This window comes from Isoptericola sp. NPDC056618, assembly GCF_042792715.1.
In the GTDB taxonomy this organism is placed as follows: domain Bacteria; phylum Actinomycetota; class Actinomycetes; order Actinomycetales; family Cellulomonadaceae; genus Isoptericola; species Isoptericola nanjingensis.
This window is the reverse complement of record NZ_JBHTVZ010000001.1, coordinates 162,476-179,687: the sequence shown is the minus strand read 5'-3', so window position 1 is coordinate 179,687 and position 17,212 is coordinate 162,476. Positions and strand designations below refer to the sequence as shown.

Sequence of the window (17,212 nt, the reverse complement as noted above, 5' to 3'; positions counted from 1 at the left end):
GGATGCTTCCACGAGCGGGCGGGGCCGTCCATGGACCGTCCAGCCCGTGTCCAGGTCAGGCGGTCGCGACCGTGCCCGCGTCGCCGTCGACCGTCACCGTCCCGGCGTCGTGCAGGACGGCGGTCGCGGCGGGCGCGCCGAGCACGGCAGGCAACCGCAGCTCGCGCGCGACGATCGCCGCGTGCGACAGCAGCCCGCCCGTCTCGGTGACGACGGCGGCGACCACGCCGAACAGCGGCGTCCACGCGGGGTCGGTCTCGCGGCACACCAGGACCTCGCCGGGCCGGACGGCGCCGAAGTCGTCCGGCCCGCGCACCACCCGCGCCGGCCCGCTCGCCCGGCCGCCGCTCGCCCCCGTGCCCGCGAGCCGCACGCCGTCGCTGTGAGCGGGCGACGGGGTCCGTTCTGCCCTCGGACCGGGGCCAGACGCCCGCTCCCGACCGCCGGCGGGGAGGGCGGCCGTGACCGGGCGGGCCTGGAGGAGCCAGACGGTGCCGGCGTCGTCCACCGCCCACTCGACGTCCTGCGGCCCGCCGCACAGGTCCGCGACCCGGTGCCCGAGCGCGGCGAGGCGCAGCACGATGTCGTCGTCGAGGCAGGGGCGGTCGCGGTCCGACGGCGGGACGTCGCGGGTGGTCGTCCCGGCGGGGGAACGGTCGACGCGGGTGCGCTTGCTCCCCGTACGACGCTCGACGACGCGGCCGTCCGCGACGGTCCACCGGTCGGGGTCGACGGCGCCCTGCGCCACGCTCTCGCCCAGCCCCCACGAGGCCTCGACGACCGTGCGCCCGTCGCCCGTGAACAGCACGCCCGCGGCGCACGCGTCGACCAGCCGCTGCACGACGACCGCGACGTCGGCGGCGGAGGGAGCGCGAGCGGGGGTGCCGGACGTCGCCGCCCGGTAGGCCGTGGCCCGCGGCCCGGTGGACGACGCCCGACAGGCCGCGACGGCCTCGACGACGGCGTCCGTGCCGGACACGCCGAGCAGGGTGTCGTACTGCCCGGCCGCGGACGCGCGCGGGCCGTCCTCGTCCGTCGCAGACGACCGCACGGCCACGGCCGAGCGCCGCCCGAGCACGTCGAGCGCTCCGTCGACGGCGGCGCGGAGGTCGACATGGTCGAGGGAGGCCGGGAGGACGAAGCCGTCCGGCACCGGCAGCCCGGCCCGCCGCAACCCGCCGAGCCCGGTCGCCTTGGCACCGTGCTCCGACGTCGCCCGCTCGAGCGCAACGACTGCCCGCACGCCGCACCTCCGTCCCCGCAGGTCGCTCTCCGAGATGCCGTCGACGGCCGCCAGGGACGGACGTCACGGCGGCAGCATCAACGGATCGTTGACAATAGTTCGTTGATGGTGCACGGTCGCGGGATGGAACGCAAGCCACTCCCGGACGACCACGCGCACGACCAGGGGGCCGCCGCCGGCGAGGCCCGCGCCCGCCGCGTGCTGCTCGACCTGGGCGGCGACGCGCTCGCGCCGCGCCCCTGGCAGCCGGCGCCCGTGCCGCCGTCGGCGACGGACCTCGTGCGGCACTACCTGTGGCGGTCCGCGCGCGGGGAGCTCACGTCCGAGCAGGACGCCGCCGGGGCGCTCGCCGCCCTCGCGCTCGTGCCCGGGGCGAGGGCCGAGGCGGAGCAGCTCGAGACCGCCGCGCTGTTCACCGCGCGCGCCGCCGGGCACACCTGGGGCCGGATGGCGTCTGCGCTGGGCCTCGGCTCCCCGCAGGCGGTGCAGCAGCGGCTCGACCGGCTCGTCGCGAGGTCCGCGGGAGCGGGGGAGGCGCCGTGAGCCGCGCGTCCGAGCCCGAGCTGCTCGTGCTCCATGCCGTCCGCGTGCGCGGCACGGCGGACGACGCGGCCGTCGCCGAACGGTCGGGGCTCGCCGTGGACGACGCCCGCGAGCACCTGCTCGACCTCGAGGCGCACGGCCACGTGGCCTGGGCGGAGTTCGCCGGCACCGGCGGCTGGTCCCTCACCGAGCGCGGGCGGACCGAGGACGAGCGCCGGCTCGCCGCCGAGCTGGCCGCCGACGCGTCGGGACGCGCCGCCGCCGTCGTGCGCGAGGCGGTCACCGCGTTCGCCCCGCTGAACGCGCGGCTGCTGAAGGCGTGCACCGACTGGCAGCTGCGGCCCTCGGACGGCGGACGGCTCGACGTCAACGACCACCGGGACGCGTCGTGGGACGGCCGGGTGCTCGACGAGCTGGGCGCCGTCGTCGACGGGGTACGCCCGGTTCTCGCCGAGCTCACCGGCGAGCTCGCCCGGTACGCGGGCTACGACGTGCGGCTCGACGACGCCCTGGCGGCGGCGCGGGCCGGCGACGGCGCGCGCGTGGCGGGGGTCGGCGCGGCCTCCGTCCACGGGGCGTGGATGGAGCTGCACGAGGACCTGCTCGCCACGGCGGGGATCCCGCGCGGCGCGGTCGAGCCGCGTCCCTGAGGGGCAGGTCCCGCGCTCGGCTCAGCGCTCGGACGCGGCGCCCAGCGCGGCGAGGACCCGGTCGCGGAGGAGCTCGTACTGCTCCCGGTGGTAGCGGGGCGCGTCCGGCGGCCTGACGACCACCGTGCCGCCGACGACCGTCTCCTCGGGGCGGAACTGGTCCGCCGTGAGGTCGACGTCCGTGCCGTCCGGCAGCCGGTTCCAGTAGTGGTGGCCGATCTGCGCCCCGTCGACGTGGACCTCGGCGAGGACCAGGTCGCCGCCGAGGACGTCCTGGACGACCAGGGCGGTCATGCCGCACTGGTCGCGCGAGGGGCGCTCGGGGGTCCACTCGGCGCTCATGTGCGGGTAGCAGGTGTCGGGGCCCAGGCGGCGAGGAAGTGTTCACGGAGCTCGTCCACGGTGATCGGCATCCCCGCAGCGTGGCACCGGGCGCCGACACGCCCGGGGGCGCCGTCGCCGCCGTCAGACCGCGGCGACCTCGTGCAGCGACGACGCGAGCGGCGCGATCTCCGGGATGTCCTCGGCGCGCGTGAGCGCCTCCTCGAGCGCGCGGTCGTGCGTGGGCCGGGCCTGCTTCAGCAGGGCGCGGCCGGCGGGCGTGAGCTCGGTGTAGATGCCGCGGCGGTCGTCGGCGCACAGGATGCGCGTGAGCAGGCCGCGGTCCTCGAGGCGGGTGACGAGGCGCGTCGTGGCGCTGCTGGAGAGCGCGGCGGCGCGCGCGAGCTGCTGCATGCGCATGTGCCAGCCGTCCTGACGGCTGAGCGCGTCGAGCACGGTGAACTCCACGACGGAGAGCTGGTGCTCCTTCTGCAGCGCTCGTTCCAGGTCCGTCTCGATCAGCCCGTGCAGCGCGGCGAGCGTGCGCCAGCCGCGCGCGCGGATCTCGACGGCGTCGTCGGCGATTCCCATGTCGGCCTCCTCGCGGGCCTCGTCGTCGGGCCCGGTGTCCCGTCGCCCGGGTCACAGCATAGCGCCTTGCGCCGATATAGCGCGTGTGCAACTATCTAGAACGTTGCGCGTGCAACTACTGCGTACGCAACGTTCCCCTCTCCCGACCCTGGAGGCCTCGATGCCTGCCGCGCTGTACGCCCTTGCCCTCGGGGGCTTCGGCATCGGACTCACCGAGTTCGTCATCATGGGCCTGCTTCCGGAGGTGGCCGCCGACTTCGGCGTCACCGAGCCGGTGGCCGGCTACCTCATCTCCGGCTACGCCCTGTCCGTCGCCGTCGGAGCCATCGCCATGACGGCGACGCTGTCCCGCGTGCCGCGCAAGCGGGCGCTCCTGCTGCTCATGGTCCTGTTCATCGTCGGCAACCTGCTGTGCGCCGTCGCCCCCACCTACGGCATGACGATGGTCGGCCGGGTCGTCGCGGCGCTGTGCCACGGCGCGTTCTTCGGGATCGGCGCGGTCGTCGCGGCCGACCTGGTCCCGGCGAACCGACGCGCGGCCGCCATCTCGATCATGTTCGCGGGCCTCACCGTCGCGAACGTCGCGGGGGTGCCGCTCGGCACGTTCCTCGGCCAGGCGGCGGGCTGGCGCGCCACGTTCTGGGCCGTCACCGCCGTGGGCGTGCTCGGCCTGGTCGGCATCGCCGTGCTCGTGCCGCGCACCGCGCACCGCTCCACCGGCTCCGTGCTCTCGGAGTTCCGCATCTTCCGCGGCCGCCAGGTCTGGCTGTCGATGGCGGTCACCGTGCTCGGCTACGGCGGCATGTTCGGCGCCTTCAGCTACATCGCGTTCACGCTCACCGGGGTGAGCGGGTTCAGCAGCGCCGCCGTCCCGTGGCTGCTCGTCGTGTTCGGCGTCGGCACGGTCACGGGCAACGTGCTGGGCGGCCGCGCCGCCGACCGGAACCTCGTCAAGGCGCTCGTCACCGTCATCGCGGTGCTGGCCGTCGTCCTCGTCCTCTTCGCCCTCACCGCGCAGAGCAAGGCTGCGACCGTCGTCGGCCTGCTGCTCATGGGCGGCTTCGGCTTCGCGACCGTGCCCGCGCTGCAGACCCGCATCATGCGGTACACCGACGCCGCGCCGACGCTCGGTTCCGGCGCCAACATCGCCGCGTTCAACGTCGGCAACGCGTTCGGCGCCTGGGCGGCGGGCCTCGCCCTCGCCGCCGGGGCGGGCTACACGTCGCCCCTGTGGGTCGGCGCGGCCGTCACGGTCGCCGGGCTCGGCGTCCTGCTGGTCGCCGTCCGCACCCGCGGCGGCGAGCTCGCCCGCCCCCGCGCCGCCGAGCGTGAGCGCGAGCTCGCGCCGACCGCCGTCTGACATCCCCAGAACCTCAGCACCGCACCACCGGAAGGACCCATCTCATGACCGCGAACGTCCCCACCGTCTCCCTCGCCGACGGCAACGCCATGCCCCAGCTCGGCTTCGGCGTCTTCCAGGTGCCCGACGCCGAGACCACGGCGGCGGTGAGCGCCGCGCTCGACGCGGGCTACCGCAGCATCGACACGGCCGCCGTCTACGGGAACGAGCGCGGCGTGGGCCGCGCCCTGGCGGAGTCGGGCGTCGCCCGCGACGACCTGTTCGTCACCACCAAGCTGTGGATCGACCGGCTGGGCCGCGCCGCCGCCCGCGAGGGCCTCGAGCAGAGCCTCGAGAAGCTCGGCCTCGACCGCGTGGACCTGTACCTCATCCACTGGCCGACCCCCGCCACGGACGACTACCTCGACGCCTGGCAGGGCCTGGAGGACCTGCGCGCCGCCGGCCTCGCGACGTCGATCGGCGTGTCCAACTTCCTGCCCGAGCACCTCGACCGCGTCGCCGCCCTCGGCGGCAGCACCCCGGTCGTGAACCAGGTGGAGCTGCATCCCGCGCTGCAGAACCGCGACACCGTCGCGGCGAACGCCCGCCACGGTGCGGTGACCGAGGCGTGGAGCCCGCTGGCACAGGGTGCCGTGCTGGGCGACGCGCCCGTCGTCGACGCCGCCCGTGCGCACGGTGTCACGCCCGCCCAGGTGGTGCTGCGCTGGCACCTGCAGCAGGGCCGCGTCGTCATCCCCAAGTCGGTGACGCCCGCGCGCATCGCCGCGAATCTCGACGTCTTCGGCTTCGACCTCACGGACGCCGAGCTCGCCGCCATCGACGGGCTGGAGCGCGACGGCCGCACCGGCCCGCACCCGGCGTCGTTCAACGGCTGACCTCCGGCGCGCGCCCCCCAGGGCGTTGTGGGTGGGATCGTGGCCCTGTCCTGGAACGAGACAGGGCCACGATCCCACCCACGACGCTGTCCGAGGCGGGTGGGTGGGCGCCTACGCTGGGCTGGCACCCCGACCGTCCTGAGGAGGACCCATGCCGAGCAGCGCCCGCGTCGCCGTCGTCACCGGAGCCAGCTGCGGGATCGGCGCCGCCAGCGCGCGCGCCCTCGCGGCGGCGGGCTTCCACGTCGTCCTGGGCGCTCGCCGGATGGACCGGCTCGAGCAGGTGGCCGCCGAGACCGGCGGCACCGCGCTGCCGCTCGACGTCACGGACGACGCGTCCGTCGCGGCGTTCGCCGCGGCCGTCGAGGAGAAGCTCGGGCGCTGCGACCTGCTCGTCAACAACGCCGGCGGCGCGCTGGGGACGGAGTCGGTGGCGGACGCCGACCTCGCCGACTGGCAGCGCATGTACGACATCAACGTGCTCGGTACGGTGCGCGTCACCCAGGCCCTCCTGCCGAGCCTGATCGCCAGCGGCGACGGCCAGGTCATCACCATCGGCTCCATCGCCGGCCGCGAGCCCTACAAGGGCGGCGCCGGCTACAACGCCGCGAAGCACGCCGAGGCCGCGCTCACCCGCGTGCTGCGCCTCGAGCTGCTCGGCCAGCCGGTGCGGGTCAGCGAGATCGACCCGGGCATGGTGCACACCGACTTCTCGCTGGTCCGCTTCAAGGGCGACCAGGAGAAGGCCGACGCCGTCTACGCCGGCGTCGAGCCGCTCACGGCCGAGGACGTCGCCGAGACGGTGGCGTGGATCGCCACCCGCCCGGCGCACGTCAACGTCGACCAGGTGCTGCTCATGCCGCGCGACCAGGCGGCGGCGCAGGTCGTGCACCGCCGCGAGGTCTGACGACTCGGCCGCGACTCCTCAGTCGTCCGACCCGCCGCGGGCGTGCGCGCCGTCGCCGACCACCTTGAGGCCGATGGCGCAGCCGATGATGCCGACGAGGAACAGGGCCTTGAGGAGCGACGCCGTCTCCGCGCCCGTGACCATCGCCCAGGCGACGGTGAGCGCGGCGCCGACGCCGGTCCAGATGGCGTAGGCCGTGCCGATGGGGATGTGCTTCGCGGCGTAGCCCAGGCCGAGCATGCTCAGCGACAGCGCGACGACGAAGACGATCGTGTCGGCCGGCACCGTGAAGCCGCGGCTGGCGTGCAGGGCGGTGGCCCAGACCGCCTCGAGGACGGCGCTGGCCACCAGCACCACCCAGGCCACGGTGGTCACGTTCTTCCTCGCGTCCACGTTCTCGGCGCTCATGTAAAGCTCACCACCTTCAGTCCGACGACCGACCCGACCAGGCCGACCAGCAGCAGCGCCCGCGCGACGGTCAGCCGCTCGTCGCCGCGGACGATGGCGACCAGCACGGTGAGGACCGCGCCGATGCCCACCCACACCGCGTAGGCCGTGCCCACCTCGATGGTGAGCATCGCGTGCGCGAGGCCCCACATGCTCAGGGCCAGCCCGACGACGAACAGCACGGTCGGCACCGGTCGCCTGAAGCCGCGCGACGCGGCCAGCGCGGTCGCCCACACCGCCTCCATCACGCCGGCGGCGATGAGGATCAGCCAGTCCACGGCTCTCACTTCCCTTCTGTCGTGCACTGTCGGGGATCTGCTTTGAAACGTTGTCGCACGATCGTGCGAAGACAGTTCTAGCACACTTCGCACGACTGTGCGAACATGGCCCCGTGCCCCAGAAGCTCGACCGTGACGAACGCCGCCGCCAGGTGTCCGAGGCCGCGTGGCGGGTCCTCGTGCGCGACGGTCTCGAGGCCCTGTCCGTGCGCAACGTGGCCGCGGAGGCCGGCCTGCCGCAGAGCTCGCTGCGCTACACGTTCCCCACCGTGGCCAGCGTGCGCGAGCGCGCCGTGGCGCTCGTCCTGGAGCGGCTCCGGGAGCGCGTCGCCGCCGTCGACGTCGACGGCGCGGGCTGGTCGCGGGCCGTGCTCGCCCAGCTCCTGCCGCTGGACGCCGAGCGGCGCACCGAGATGGAGGTGTACCTCGCGCTCGGCACCGCGGCCATGACCGACCCCGCCCTGCGCGACGGCCACCGTGCGTCGCAGGACGCCATCCGCGACGTGTGCGCCCGCGCGCTGGCCGCCCTCACCGGGCGCGCGCCGTCCGGCGTCGAGGTGCGCGAGCTGCACGCGCTCGTCGACGGCCTCGCGCTGCACGTCGTGCGGCAGGAGCCGGACGACGACGCCGCGTGGGCGCTCGACGTGCTCGACGCGCACCTGGAGCGCGTCGCGGGGTGACGGTCGGGGTGCTCAGTCCGTGCCGTCGTCGGCCCTGTGCCGGGCGACGAACGGCCCCAGGAGGTCCTCGGTGCTGGCCCAGACCTCGTCGAGGGGCGCGCCGGACTCGAGCATCCTCGAGCCCGCGTTGACCACGGCGTTGACGAGCTCTGCGGTCCGCTCCGGCTGTGCCACGCCCAGCGCGTGCAGCGTGTCGACCAGCGGCCTCAGGAGCTCACCGTGCATCGCCCTCATCCCCTCGGCCACGGCGGGAGCGGGTCCCGCGCCGGCGAGCGCGGTGGCGAGGGCGTGCTCGCCCTCGGCGACGAGCTCGAGGTTCGTCCGCGCGTAGGCGAGCACCCGGCCCGCGTCGTCGTCGGCGTCGTCCATGGCTCTCGCGACCGTCGCCGCCCACCGGGGGAAGACGTCCTCCACCATGGCGCGCAGGAGGTCGTCGGCGGAGCGGAAGTACTGGTAGATGCTGGGGCGGGCCAGCCCGGAGCGCTCGGCGAGCGCCGCGAACGTGGGCGGGCGGCCGGTCTCGGCGAGGATCGCGCGCGCGGCGTCGAGGAGCGCCCGCTGCTGTGCCGCGCGGTGCTCGGCGACGGTGGGGGCGCTGATGCGCGGCACGGGCACTCCTCCTCGCGGGTGCCCCGGGCCCGCGGGCCCGGGGCGTGACGGTCAGTCGACCAGTCTCCCATCCTCCATCCGCACCACCCGGTCGCAGTGCTCCAGGACGTCGTGGTCGTGGGTGACCATCACCGTCGCGACGCCGTGGTCGTGCGTCTCGGCCGCGAGCAGCTCGACGACGTCGTGGCTCCGCGCGCGGTCGAGCGCCGCGGTCGGCTCGTCCACGAGCAGGAGAGCCGGGGCCGTCACCAGCGCACGGGCGATCCCGACGCGCTGGCGCTCGCCGCCGGACAGCTCGTGCGGCCGGCGGCCGGCCTTGTGCGCCATGCCGACCTGCTCCAGGAGCTCGAGCGGCGACCGCGCGGACCCCGCGACCTTGCGCCCGGTGGCGTGCAGGGCGAAGCGGAGCTGGTCGACCGCCGTGAGCGCGGGCAGGAGGTTGCCCGACTGGAACACGAAGCCGATCCGCTCGCGCCTCAGGCGGGCCTGACGGGAGGGGGAGAACGCGCCGACGTCCACGCCGTCCACCAGGACGGTGCCGGAGTCCGGCCGGGTCAGCGCCCCGGCGACCGCGAGCAGGCTCGACTTCCCCGCGCCGGACGGGCCGACGACGGCGAGCAGCTCGCCCGCCGGGACGGCGAGGTCGACGTGGTCGAGCGCGGTGACGGTGGCGTCGCCGTCGCCGAGGGTGAGCGTGACGTCGATCAGCCGGAGGCCGTCGCCCGCGGCGGAGCGCCGCCCGGTGGTCGTGGTGGTGGGGGCGGGCTGGGTCATCGCTGTCCTCCGAGGGCGGTGAGCGGGTCGACACGGGCGATGCGGCCGACGGCGGCGGCCGCGCCGAGGAGCCCGAGCACGATCAGCAGCGCGGCGGCGGCCGCCACCGGCACGGGCTCGAGCGAGAACGGCATTGGGGTGGACGTCAGCAGCGCGCCGAACCCGACCCCGACGCCCACGCCCACCGCGGTCGAGCCGACGAGGACGGCCGCCGCCTGCCCCAGGGCGTCGCGGACCAGGTAGGCGGTGCGGGCCCCCATGGCGCGGGCCACGGCGATCTCGTGCCGGCGCTGGATGGTCCACACCGTGAAGAACGCGCCGACCACGAGGGCGGAGATGGCGAAGAGGAACGTCTGGATGAGGTCGAGGGTGAGGGTCTCGGCCGCGTACCCCGGCGACCCCTCGAACGAGTCCTCGAGGGGCACCGCGGCCGTGCCCGTGCCGGTGCCGGCGGCCGCGAGGTCGAGGTCGGCCCCGTCGAACTCCTTCAGCGCGACGGCGGTCGCCTCGTCGTAGGCGTCGGGGCGCACGTCGTCGGCGGGCCCGGCGCCGGCGTGGATCTCCTGCCAGGTGGTGAGGGGGACGTACGCGACGTCCACGTGCCCGTAGGTGTGCTGGCCGTCCAGGACGCCGACGATCCTCAGCTCGGTGCCGAGTCGGTCGACCGTCACGGTGTCGCCGACGCCGAGCCCGAGGTCGGTCACGGTCTCGCTGACGACGATCCCGTCGCGCTGCCCGAGCCCGGCGCCCTGCGCGACGAGGTCGGGGGAGGGGGCGAGGAAAGAGTCGGGCTCGACGCCGAAGAGGGCTAGGTCGACCGCCTCGCCGTCGGGGCCCTCCGCGTTGACGAGCTGGTTCCCGAACAGCGCGGCGTCGGCCACGCCGTCCTGCTGTGCCCATCGGTCCGCCTGGTCCCGCTCCACCGTGCTGCGGGAGAACGCGGAGTCGACGGGGGTGCCCTCGTCGAAGGCGAACGCCGTCACGGGCAGCTTCTTCAGCCCGGAGACGCCGTCGTTCACGAGCCCCGAGGAGAGCCCCGAGAGGATGACGACGAGGATCGCGACGAGGGCGACGACACCTCCCATCAGGCCGAACCGTGCCCGCGCGAACAGCAGCTCGCGCCACGCCAGAAACATCGTGCTCCCTTCCGCGCCGACACGAGTTGCCGACGTCATGTCGGAAACGATACCAACGCGGTGTCGGGAAACTGTCGCGTGCCGGGGGATCGGGCTGTGTAGGGGGTCACCGGGCCTCGCGGCCGCCTCCGACCAGCGCGTCGCCCACCTCGGAGCGCAGGTACAGCACGGACCGGCCGGAGCGGGCGGAGGTCAACAGGCCGGCGTCGCGCAGCACGCGCAGGTGCTGGTTGACGGCGCTGGTCGTGACGTCGAGGCGGCGGGCGAGCTCGGTGGAGGACGCCGGCTGCTCCAGGGCCGTGAGGAGCCCGGCCCGCGCGCGGCCCAGGACCGCGACGAGGGCGTCACCCGCCACGTGCCGCTCCGCCTGCCAGAGCGTGCCGGTGCCGCGCGCGCCGTACATGATCATCGGCGGCTCCTCCGGTGAGATCGGGGCCGACGCCGCGCGGGTGAACAGGGTGGGCACGAGCGTGAGCCCTGCGCCGGTGGTGGAGCGGCGGTGCTCCCCGCTGAGCGTCCCGAGGCGGACGCTCACCACGCCGTCGGCGAACGAGACCCGCGGGGAGAGGTCGGCGAACATCGCGCCCGCCCCGCGCGCCGAGATCACGGTGCCGCGGTGCACGACGTCCGCCTGCAGCACGGCGCGCATCCGCGGCCAGACGGGCGCGAAGCAGGCGTCCCAGTAGCCGGTGAGCGCGTCGAGCATCCGGCGCCGCACGCGGGGGAGCGGGCCGCGCAGCGGGGTGGGCAGGCCGCCCGGGTGCACCGCGACGAGGCCGTGCATCACCACCGCGTCGTCGACGGCGGCCACGCCGGCGAGCTCGTCGTCGAGCCGGGTGAGCGGGCTGCCCGGGCGCGGCGTGAGGAAGTCGGGGGTCCACATCACCTCGTTGGTCAGCGCGAGCAGCATCTCGCCGTCGAGCGTGGGCCGGGCCTCCTGCAGGCGGCGCAGCCACGGCAGGTGCACGGGGAAGCGGCCGGGGTCGCGCCACGCGCGCAGCGACAGCACCAGCTCGTTCAGCGGGGAGACGGCGAAGCGGACGTCGGCGAGGTCCATGCCGGCCAGCTCGTAGTGCATCCACCCCATCAGCGACTCCGTCCCATCGTGTGAGCATAGATGTAGTGCAGCGCTACATCCGTTCCGGGTGCGGGCCCACGGGTCCCTACTGGTGCCGTGATCCAGACCCTCCTGCCGCGGGATCCCGTGGCGCGCGCCCTCACCGTCTCGACCATGGCGTTCGCCGCGTCGACGGGGATCTTCTACACCGTCTCCGTCCTGTACTTCACGCGCGTGGTCGGGCTGCCCGCGACCACCGTCGGGCTCGGCCTCGGCATCGCCGGCGGCGCGGGCGTGCTCGGGTCCTACCTCGCCGGGCGCTGGTCGGACCGGCGCGGCGCGCACCGCGTGCAGGTGTGGGGCCTGCTCGCGCAGGCGCTGGCGCTGGCGGCGTACTCGTTCACCTCCGACGCGGTGAGCTTCACCGCCGTCGCCGTCGTCGTCAGCGCGGGGCGCGGGGTGCAGTCCACCGCCCGGCAGGCGCTGCTGGCCCGGTGGTTCACCGGTCCCGAGCGCGTCGACGTCCGCGCCCGGCTGCGCGTCGTGACCAACGTCCTCATCGGGCTCGGCACGCTGGCCGCCGCCGTCGCGCTACTGGTGGACACCGCGGCGGCCTACCGCACCGCGATGGTCGCGACGGCGGTGCTGCTGCTCGGCGCCGTCGTGCCGCTCGTCCGGCTGCCGCGCCGGGTGCCCGAGCTGGCCGTGCGGATGCTCGCCGACGCGCCCGTCGCGGACACCCCGGACGCCGCCGCGGCCGACGCCGCGCACCCGGCCGCGCCCGGGGTGCACCCGCTGCGCGACCGCACGTACGTCGCCAGCGCCGTGCTCAACGCCGTCGTGGCCATGCAGTTCGGCGTCATGACCGTCGGCGTGCCGCTGTGGGTCGCGACCACCGACGCCCCGACCGCCGTCGTGTCCGCGCTGCTGGTGGTCAACACGGCGCTGGTGGCCCTGCTGCAGGTCCGCGCGTCCCGCGGCACGCACGAGGTGCGGGCGGCAGGCCGGGCCGTGCGTCGCGGCACCCTCCTGCTGGCCGGCGCCTGCGTGCTGTACGCCGCGGCCGGGCACGGCAGCCTCGTCGCCGCGACCGCGCTGCTGCTGCTCGCCGCCGTCGCGCACTCGCTCGGCGAGGTGCTGTCCGAGGCCGGCGGGTGGGGCATGGCGTTCGAGCTCGCCGACCCGCGCCGCGCCGGCGCCTACCAGGGCCTGTCGCAGACCGGCTACGCGCTCGCCGGGATGGTCGCGCCGGTCGTCGTCACCGCGCTGCCCATCCGGTTCGGCACGCCCGGCTGGCTCGCGCTGGGCGCGCTCTTCGTCGCCGCCGGCGTCGGCGCGGCGTGGGTCGCGCGGCGGGCGGCGGACGCCCGGCCGGTGGACGACGTCGTCTCCGCCGCCGTCTGACGCTCGGGGCGGCAGCTTGCGCTCACGGCGGCAGTTCGAACTGCCGCCGTGAGCACGAACTGCCGCCGGGACGCGTCCCCGGGCGGTGCCCGGCGCGCCCTTCGGCACGGTTCGTCCGAGAATGCGGGTGTGACGGACGAGGGGACGACGACGCGCGAGTGGTTCGTCGGGACGCACGGTGCTCCGGCGACGACCGCGGACGGCGACCACCCGGCACGCTGGCTGCACGTCACGGACAAGGAGTCGTTCCTCGCCGCGGCGGCGGAGATCGATCCCGCGCTGCGGGAGCGGCTGGCGCAGGTGCATGTCGTCGCGCGGGACGTGTCGAAGCGGCCGGCGGCCGCGGTGCGCTGGCTCGACGACGACTGGGTGGCGGTGCTGACCCCCACGGTCTGGTTCACGGAGGACGACCGGCAGGTGCACACCGGCGAGCTGGGTGTGCTCGCCGGCCCGGACGCGGTGCTGACGTTCGAGGCGGGCGGCGCGGGCGTGCGCGAGCACGCGATGGACCGCCTGCGCGGGCCGGGCCCCACGCACGGGTCCGGCGCGCAGCGGGTGGCGCTCGCCGTCGTGCTGGGCCTGGTGGGCGTCGCGTCGGAGGTGGAGGTGGCGCTCGGGGACGCCGTCGCCGACACCGAGCGCGTCGTCTTCGACCGCACGACGGACGACCCGGTGCAGCGCCTCTACGACCTCAAGCGGGAGATCACGGAGGCGCGGCGGGCGCTGCTGCCGGTGTCCGCGGAGCTGCCCGAGCTCACCACCGACGAGCGCCGCGTCGTCGCCGATCGGCGCACGCTGGAACGGGTGGCGTCGACGGTCGAGCGCATCGACCGGCACCTCGACGCCCACGACGACCTGCTCTCCGACATGCTCCAGGTGCATCTGTCGCAGGTGTCGGTGCGGCAGAACGAGGACATGCGCAAGATCTCGGCGTGGGCGGCGATCCTCGTGTACCCCACGGTGATCGCGGGGATCTACGGCATGAACTTCAGCCACATGCCCGAGCTGCACTGGCTGCTCGGCTACCCGTTCGCGCTGCTCCTCATGGCGGTCGGCTGCGTGGTGCTCTACCGCGTCTTCCGCCGTGTGGGCTGGCTCTGAGCCCGGAGCGACGCTCCGCTACCCTGGCGCCCTCCAAGCGCCCGACGGAGGGACGGTCCCGTGCAGCTGCTCGTGGTCGAGGACGACGACCATGTCGCCGGCGCGCTCGTGTCCGTGCTCGGACGGCACGGCTACGAGGTGGTCCGCGCGCGCGACGGCGCGTCCGCGCTGCGCGAGCTGAGTCCTCGCACCGACATGGTGCTGCTCGACCTGTCCCTGCCCGACATCGACGGCTTCGAGGTCTGCCGCCGCATCCGCCGCGTCTCGGACACCCCGATCATCATGGTCACCGCGCGCACCCGGCTCGACGCGCGCATCCGCGGGCTCGAGCTCGGCGCGGACGACTACGTCACCAAGCCCTACGACGTGCGCGAGGTGCTCGCCCGCATCGACGCCGTCATGCGCCGGGGCCGCGGCCGGGAGTGGGACGGCGCCCGCGCGGACGCCGCGGACGCGCGCGTGCGCGTCCGCGGCCTGGTGGTGGACCTCGCTCGGCGCGAGGTGCGGCGCACGGCCGGCGCCGTGGGCGACCGGGTGGGTGACGCGGTGGGCACCGTCGTCGAGCTGACCCGCAAGGAGTACGACCTGCTCGCGCTGCTGGTGCGCCAGCGGGGCTCGGTGCTCACGCGCGAGCGGATCCTGCGCGACGTGTGGGGCTCCAGCTGGAAGGGCCTGGGCCGCACGCTCGAGGTGCACGTCGCGTCGCTGCGCCGCAAGCTCGGCGAGCCCGACGTCGTGGAGACGGTGCGCGGCGTGGGCTACCGGGTGGCGGTGCCCGACGGCGGCAGGCCCACGGGCGCGGGGGCGTAGACGTCGATGCGGACCCGCCTGGCGATCATCCTGTTCGTGCCCTGCGTGCTGGTGCTGGCGCTGCTCGGCAGCGCGTACGCGGGCAACGTCGCGCGGGCGAACCAGCAGGAGGTCTACCTGGACCGGCTCGCGGACGCGGGCTACCTGGTCATCACCGCCCGGCAGTCGCTGACTGCGGACGACCCGGCGATCGTCGAGGGCGACCTCGACCGCTACCGCGAGGTCTACGGGGTCGAGGCCGCCGTCGTCGACCAGTCGGGCGTCACGTGGGCCACGAACGGGCTCGACCCGCAGGAGGTGGACGAGCGGCAGGCGGCCCTCGCGGGCCGCCGCGGCGAGGCAGACCTCAGCTCGCTGCCGTGGAAGGCCGACCGGGTGGTGGTGGCCGAGCCCGTGTACGACGGCGGCGACCTGGTGGGCGCCGTCGTCACCGTGTCCGACGCGGACGAGGTCTCCCGCAGCATCTGGTCGAGCTGGGGCATCCTCGTCGCGGCGGGGCTGGTCATGTGCGTGCTCGCCGTCGTCATCGCGCACCGCACCGCGGGCTGGGTGCTGCGGCCGGTGCGCGCCGTCGACACCGCGATGGGCGAGATCGGCCGCGGGCGGCTCGACGCACGCATCCCGCCGTCGACCGGACCGCCCGAGCTGCGCGCGGTCATCACCCGGTTCAACGCGATGGCCGCTCAGGTGGAGCACTCCATGCACCGCCAGCAGGAGTTCGTCTCGAACGCGTCCCACGAGCTGCGGAACCCTCTCAACGCGCTGATGCTGCGCGTCGAGGACCTGGCGCTGTCCACGCCGTCCGAGCACGCCACCGAGGTGGCGCACGTGCGCGCCGAGGCGGTCCGCATGGCGCACATCCTCGACGCCCTGCTGCTCCTGGCCGACGACGCGAACCTGGCCGGGGGCGCCCACCGGCTGGACGTCGCCGAGCTCGTCGCGCGGCGCGTGGACAGCTGGCGCCTGCTCGCCGTCGGGCGCGAGCTGACGTTCGCCGACCATGGCGACGGCGCGTGGGCCGAGCTGAACCCGATCGTGCTCGAGTGCGCGTTCGACGCCGTCCTGGACAACGCGGTGAAGTTCTCGCCCGACGGCGGCCGCGTCGACGTCTCGGTGACGGCGCCCGTCCGCCCGGGCGGCGCCGTCGAGGTGGTGGTGCGTGACCACGGCGCGGGCGTCCCGCCCGAGGAGCTGGACCGCCTCGCGGAGCGGTTCTGGCGCTCGCCCGGCCACAGCACCGTGCGCGGCTCCGGGCTGGGCCTCGCCATCGCGTCCGAGCTGCTCGCCACGGGCGGCGGCGGGCTGCACCTGGGCCTGCCGGACGGCGGCGGCCTCGAGGTGCGGCTGCGCGTGCCCGCGCTGGCTGCGGTCGACGGCGCGCCCGTCGACCCCGCGGCGGAGGTGACGTCGTGAGGGCGCGGCCGACCGCGGGGCGATCGCGGGCGGCTCGCCTCGCGACGCTGCTGGTCACGGCGCTGGTGGCGCTGCCGGTGCTCGCCGCGTGCGTGGGCGACGAGGGCACCGGCGACCCGTGGGACGGGCAGCGCCCCGACGCGCTCACCGTGGCGACCGGCGGCTCCACGGGCATCTACCACGCCTACGGGACGGCGCTCGCGCAGGTGGTCGAGGACCGCTACGACGTGCCGGTCCTGGTCGACGAGTCCGGGGGGTCGGTGGAGAACCTCGACAGCCTCGACGCCGGCACGGCGCAGGTGGCGTTCAGCGCCGCCGACGCCGCGCGGGACGCCGTCGCGGGCGAGGGCGAGTTCGACGAGCCGCTCGAGGTGCGCGCCCTGGCCCGCGTCTACGACGACTTCCTCCACCTCGTCGTGCCGGCGGGCTCCCGGGTCCGCACCATCGACGACCTGCGGGGCAGGCGCGTCTCGCTCGGCGCGCCGCAGTCCGGCACGGCCCTCATCGCCCACCGGCTGCTCATGGCGGCCGACGTGCCCGCTGCGGACCTCACCGACGTGAGCCTCGGGCTCGACGGCTCGATCGAGGCGCTGCGCGCGGGCGAGATCGACGCGTTCTTCTGGTCCGGCGGGCTGCGCACCCCGGGCCTGACGGCGCTCGCCGACGACGTCCCGGTGCGGCTCGTGCCCCTGGGCGACCTGGTCGAGGAGGTGCGGTCCCGGTACGGCAGCGGCTACCGGCACGGCATCGTGCCCGAGGGCATGTACGGGTCGTCGCGGGTGGTCGAGACGCTGGCGGTGCCGAACTTCCTCATGGTCCGTGCCGACATGCCCGACGCCGAGGCCCGCACCCTGGTGTCCACCCTGTTCGACGCGCGGGGTCAGATCGCGGAGCAGGTGCCGTCGGCGGCGAACCTCGACCGGGTGCGGGCGATCTTCACCGACCCGGTCGAGCTGCACCCCGGCGCGCTGCGGTACTACCGCGACACGAAGGACTGACGGTCCCGCGGCGCC

General features: G+C 75.3%; 20 protein-coding genes. 11 read left to right on the top strand and 9 right to left on the bottom strand.

Annotated elements, in window-relative coordinates; translation table 11 throughout:
• Nucleotides 1-55: 55 nt before the first annotated feature.
• Complete coding sequence (locus ACFQ8T_RS00825) at nucleotides 56-1,243, bottom strand: PEP/pyruvate-binding domain-containing protein (protein ID WP_430544675.1); 1,188 nt, start codon at nucleotides 1,241-1,243, stop codon at nucleotides 56-58.
• Between the two features lie 123 nt (nucleotides 1,244-1,366).
• Between ACFQ8T_RS00825 and ACFQ8T_RS00820 the strand changes: the two genes are divergently transcribed.
• Both ACFQ8T_RS00820 and ACFQ8T_RS00815 read left to right on the top strand, forming a co-directional pair.
• Entirely contained in the window at nucleotides 1,367-1,786 is a 420-nt protein-coding gene (locus tag ACFQ8T_RS00820; RefSeq protein ID WP_430544674.1) for a DNA-binding protein, read from the top strand.
• Nucleotides 1,783-2,436, top strand: coding sequence for a transcriptional regulator (locus tag ACFQ8T_RS00815; RefSeq protein WP_430544673.1), 654 nt, complete (start codon nucleotides 1,783-1,785; stop codon nucleotides 2,434-2,436). The genes ACFQ8T_RS00820 and ACFQ8T_RS00815 overlap by 4 nt, the downstream gene beginning before the upstream one ends.
• A gap of 21 nt (nucleotides 2,437-2,457) precedes the next feature.
• Here the strand turns inward: ACFQ8T_RS00815 and ACFQ8T_RS00810 are convergent, their stop codons facing one another.
• Nucleotides 2,458-2,778: a hypothetical protein gene (locus ACFQ8T_RS00810; RefSeq protein WP_430544672.1), complete on the bottom strand. Its 321-nt coding sequence runs from the start codon at nucleotides 2,776-2,778 to the stop codon at nucleotides 2,458-2,460.
• Nucleotides 2,779-2,901: 123 nt separating this feature from the next.
• A complete protein-coding gene (locus tag ACFQ8T_RS00805; protein ID WP_430544671.1) occupies nucleotides 2,902-3,348 on the bottom strand; it encodes a MarR family winged helix-turn-helix transcriptional regulator in 447 nt (148 codons plus the stop codon).
• A gap of 160 nt (nucleotides 3,349-3,508) precedes the next feature.
• Between ACFQ8T_RS00805 and ACFQ8T_RS00800 the strand changes: the two genes are divergently transcribed.
• The 3 genes from ACFQ8T_RS00800 to ACFQ8T_RS00790 all read left to right on the top strand — a co-directional run bounded on the left by ACFQ8T_RS00800 (nucleotide 3,509) and on the right by ACFQ8T_RS00790 (nucleotide 6,490).
• On the top strand, nucleotides 3,509-4,708 hold the full coding sequence (locus ACFQ8T_RS00800; RefSeq protein ID WP_430544670.1) for an MFS transporter: 1,200 nt from the start codon (nucleotides 3,509-3,511) through the stop codon (nucleotides 4,706-4,708).
• A 44-nt stretch (nucleotides 4,709-4,752) separates the two neighbouring features.
• Nucleotides 4,753-5,583: an aldo/keto reductase gene (locus tag ACFQ8T_RS00795; RefSeq protein WP_430544669.1), complete on the top strand. Its 831-nt coding sequence runs from the start codon at nucleotides 4,753-4,755 to the stop codon at nucleotides 5,581-5,583.
• Between the two features lie 151 nt (nucleotides 5,584-5,734).
• Nucleotides 5,735-6,490 carry an SDR family NAD(P)-dependent oxidoreductase gene (locus ACFQ8T_RS00790; protein WP_430544668.1) on the top strand — a complete coding sequence of 252 codons (756 nt, stop codon included), beginning with the start codon at nucleotides 5,735-5,737 and terminating at the stop codon, nucleotides 6,488-6,490.
• Between the two features lie 18 nt (nucleotides 6,491-6,508).
• Here ACFQ8T_RS00790 and ACFQ8T_RS00785 read toward each other — a convergent pair whose 3' ends face one another.
• Together ACFQ8T_RS00785 and ACFQ8T_RS00780 are read right to left on the bottom strand one after the other, a co-directional pair.
• Entirely contained in the window at nucleotides 6,509-6,898 is a 390-nt protein-coding gene (locus ACFQ8T_RS00785) for a DMT family transporter (RefSeq protein ID WP_430544667.1), read from the bottom strand.
• Complete coding sequence (locus tag ACFQ8T_RS00780; RefSeq protein ID WP_430545082.1) at nucleotides 6,895-7,215, bottom strand: DMT family transporter; 321 nt, start codon at nucleotides 7,213-7,215, stop codon at nucleotides 6,895-6,897. The genes ACFQ8T_RS00785 and ACFQ8T_RS00780 overlap by 4 nt, the downstream gene beginning before the upstream one ends.
• 113 nt (nucleotides 7,216-7,328) lie before the next feature.
• Here ACFQ8T_RS00780 and ACFQ8T_RS00775 point away from each other — a divergent pair, with 113 nt between their 5' ends.
• The gene (locus tag ACFQ8T_RS00775) at nucleotides 7,329-7,895 is read left to right on the top strand and encodes a TetR/AcrR family transcriptional regulator (RefSeq protein ID WP_430544666.1); all 567 of its coding nucleotides are present in this window, start codon (nucleotides 7,329-7,331) and stop codon (nucleotides 7,893-7,895) included.
• A 12-nt stretch (nucleotides 7,896-7,907) separates the two neighbouring features.
• Here ACFQ8T_RS00775 and ACFQ8T_RS00770 read toward each other — a convergent pair whose 3' ends face one another.
• The 4 genes from ACFQ8T_RS00770 to ACFQ8T_RS00755 all read right to left on the bottom strand — a co-directional run bounded on the left by ACFQ8T_RS00770 (nucleotide 7,908) and on the right by ACFQ8T_RS00755 (nucleotide 11,501).
• Entirely contained in the window at nucleotides 7,908-8,504 is a 597-nt protein-coding gene (locus tag ACFQ8T_RS00770; RefSeq protein WP_430544665.1) for a TetR/AcrR family transcriptional regulator, read from the bottom strand.
• 51 nt (nucleotides 8,505-8,555) lie between these two features.
• Nucleotides 8,556-9,278: an ABC transporter ATP-binding protein gene (locus ACFQ8T_RS00765; protein ID WP_430544664.1), complete on the bottom strand. Its 723-nt coding sequence runs from the start codon at nucleotides 9,276-9,278 to the stop codon at nucleotides 8,556-8,558.
• Nucleotides 9,275-10,453, bottom strand: a complete 1,179-nt coding sequence (locus ACFQ8T_RS00760; protein ID WP_430544663.1) for an ABC transporter permease — start codon at nucleotides 10,451-10,453, stop codon at nucleotides 9,275-9,277. Before ACFQ8T_RS00760 ends, ACFQ8T_RS00765 begins: the two co-directional genes overlap by 4 nt.
• Nucleotides 10,454-10,520: 67 nt before the next feature.
• A complete protein-coding gene (locus tag ACFQ8T_RS00755) occupies nucleotides 10,521-11,501 on the bottom strand; it encodes a DUF5937 family protein (RefSeq protein ID WP_430544662.1) in 981 nt (326 codons plus the stop codon).
• 87 nt (nucleotides 11,502-11,588) lie between these two features.
• Between ACFQ8T_RS00755 and ACFQ8T_RS00750 the strand changes: the two genes are divergently transcribed.
• The 5 genes from ACFQ8T_RS00750 to ACFQ8T_RS00730 all read left to right on the top strand — a co-directional run bounded on the left by ACFQ8T_RS00750 (nucleotide 11,589) and on the right by ACFQ8T_RS00730 (nucleotide 17,197).
• Nucleotides 11,589-12,875 carry an MFS transporter gene (locus ACFQ8T_RS00750; RefSeq protein WP_430544661.1) on the top strand — a complete coding sequence of 429 codons (1,287 nt, stop codon included), beginning with the start codon at nucleotides 11,589-11,591 and terminating at the stop codon, nucleotides 12,873-12,875.
• A gap of 129 nt (nucleotides 12,876-13,004) precedes the next feature.
• Nucleotides 13,005-13,976, top strand: a complete 972-nt coding sequence (locus tag ACFQ8T_RS00745) for a CorA family divalent cation transporter (RefSeq protein ID WP_430544660.1) — start codon at nucleotides 13,005-13,007, stop codon at nucleotides 13,974-13,976.
• 60 nt (nucleotides 13,977-14,036) lie between these two features.
• Nucleotides 14,037-14,786, top strand: coding sequence for a response regulator transcription factor (locus ACFQ8T_RS00740; RefSeq protein ID WP_430544659.1), 750 nt, complete (start codon nucleotides 14,037-14,039; stop codon nucleotides 14,784-14,786).
• A 6-nt stretch (nucleotides 14,787-14,792) separates the two neighbouring features.
• Nucleotides 14,793-16,199 carry an ATP-binding protein gene (locus ACFQ8T_RS00735; protein ID WP_430544658.1) on the top strand — a complete coding sequence of 469 codons (1,407 nt, stop codon included), beginning with the start codon at nucleotides 14,793-14,795 and terminating at the stop codon, nucleotides 16,197-16,199.
• Complete coding sequence (locus ACFQ8T_RS00730; RefSeq protein WP_430544657.1) at nucleotides 16,196-17,197, top strand: TAXI family TRAP transporter solute-binding subunit; 1,002 nt, start codon at nucleotides 16,196-16,198, stop codon at nucleotides 17,195-17,197. Before ACFQ8T_RS00735 ends, ACFQ8T_RS00730 begins: the two co-directional genes overlap by 4 nt.
• Nucleotides 17,198-17,212 lie beyond the last annotated feature (15 nt).

What these genes read in the sequence shown, in the direction of transcription:
- ACFQ8T_RS00790 (WP_430544668.1), top strand. Translation starts at nt 5,735, where the DNA reads ATGCCGAGCAGCGCCCGCGTCGCCGTCGTCACCGGAGCCAGCTGCGGG.
- ACFQ8T_RS00755 (WP_430544662.1), bottom strand. Translation starts at nt 11,501, where the DNA reads ATGGGGTGGATGCACTACGAGCTGGCCGGCATGGACCTCGCCGACGTC.
- ACFQ8T_RS00800 (WP_430544670.1), top strand. Translation starts at nt 3,509, where the DNA reads ATGCCTGCCGCGCTGTACGCCCTTGCCCTCGGGGGCTTCGGCATCGGA.
- ACFQ8T_RS00805 (WP_430544671.1), bottom strand. Translation starts at nt 3,348, where the DNA reads ATGGGAATCGCCGACGACGCCGTCGAGATCCGCGCGCGCGGCTGGCGC.
- ACFQ8T_RS00735 (WP_430544658.1), top strand. Translation starts at nt 14,793, where the DNA reads ATGCGGACCCGCCTGGCGATCATCCTGTTCGTGCCCTGCGTGCTGGTG.
- ACFQ8T_RS00760 (WP_430544663.1), bottom strand. Translation starts at nt 10,453, where the DNA reads ATGACGTCGGCAACTCGTGTCGGCGCGGAAGGGAGCACGATGTTTCTG.
- ACFQ8T_RS00820 (WP_430544674.1), top strand. Translation starts at nt 1,367, where the DNA reads ATGGAACGCAAGCCACTCCCGGACGACCACGCGCACGACCAGGGGGCC.
- ACFQ8T_RS00810 (WP_430544672.1), bottom strand. Translation starts at nt 2,778, where the DNA reads ATGAGCGCCGAGTGGACCCCCGAGCGCCCCTCGCGCGACCAGTGCGGC.
- ACFQ8T_RS00795 (WP_430544669.1), top strand. Translation starts at nt 4,753, where the DNA reads ATGACCGCGAACGTCCCCACCGTCTCCCTCGCCGACGGCAACGCCATG.
- ACFQ8T_RS00785 (WP_430544667.1), bottom strand. Translation starts at nt 6,898, where the DNA reads ATGAGCGCCGAGAACGTGGACGCGAGGAAGAACGTGACCACCGTGGCC.
- ACFQ8T_RS00765 (WP_430544664.1), bottom strand. Translation starts at nt 9,278, where the DNA reads ATGACCCAGCCCGCCCCCACCACCACGACCACCGGGCGGCGCTCCGCC.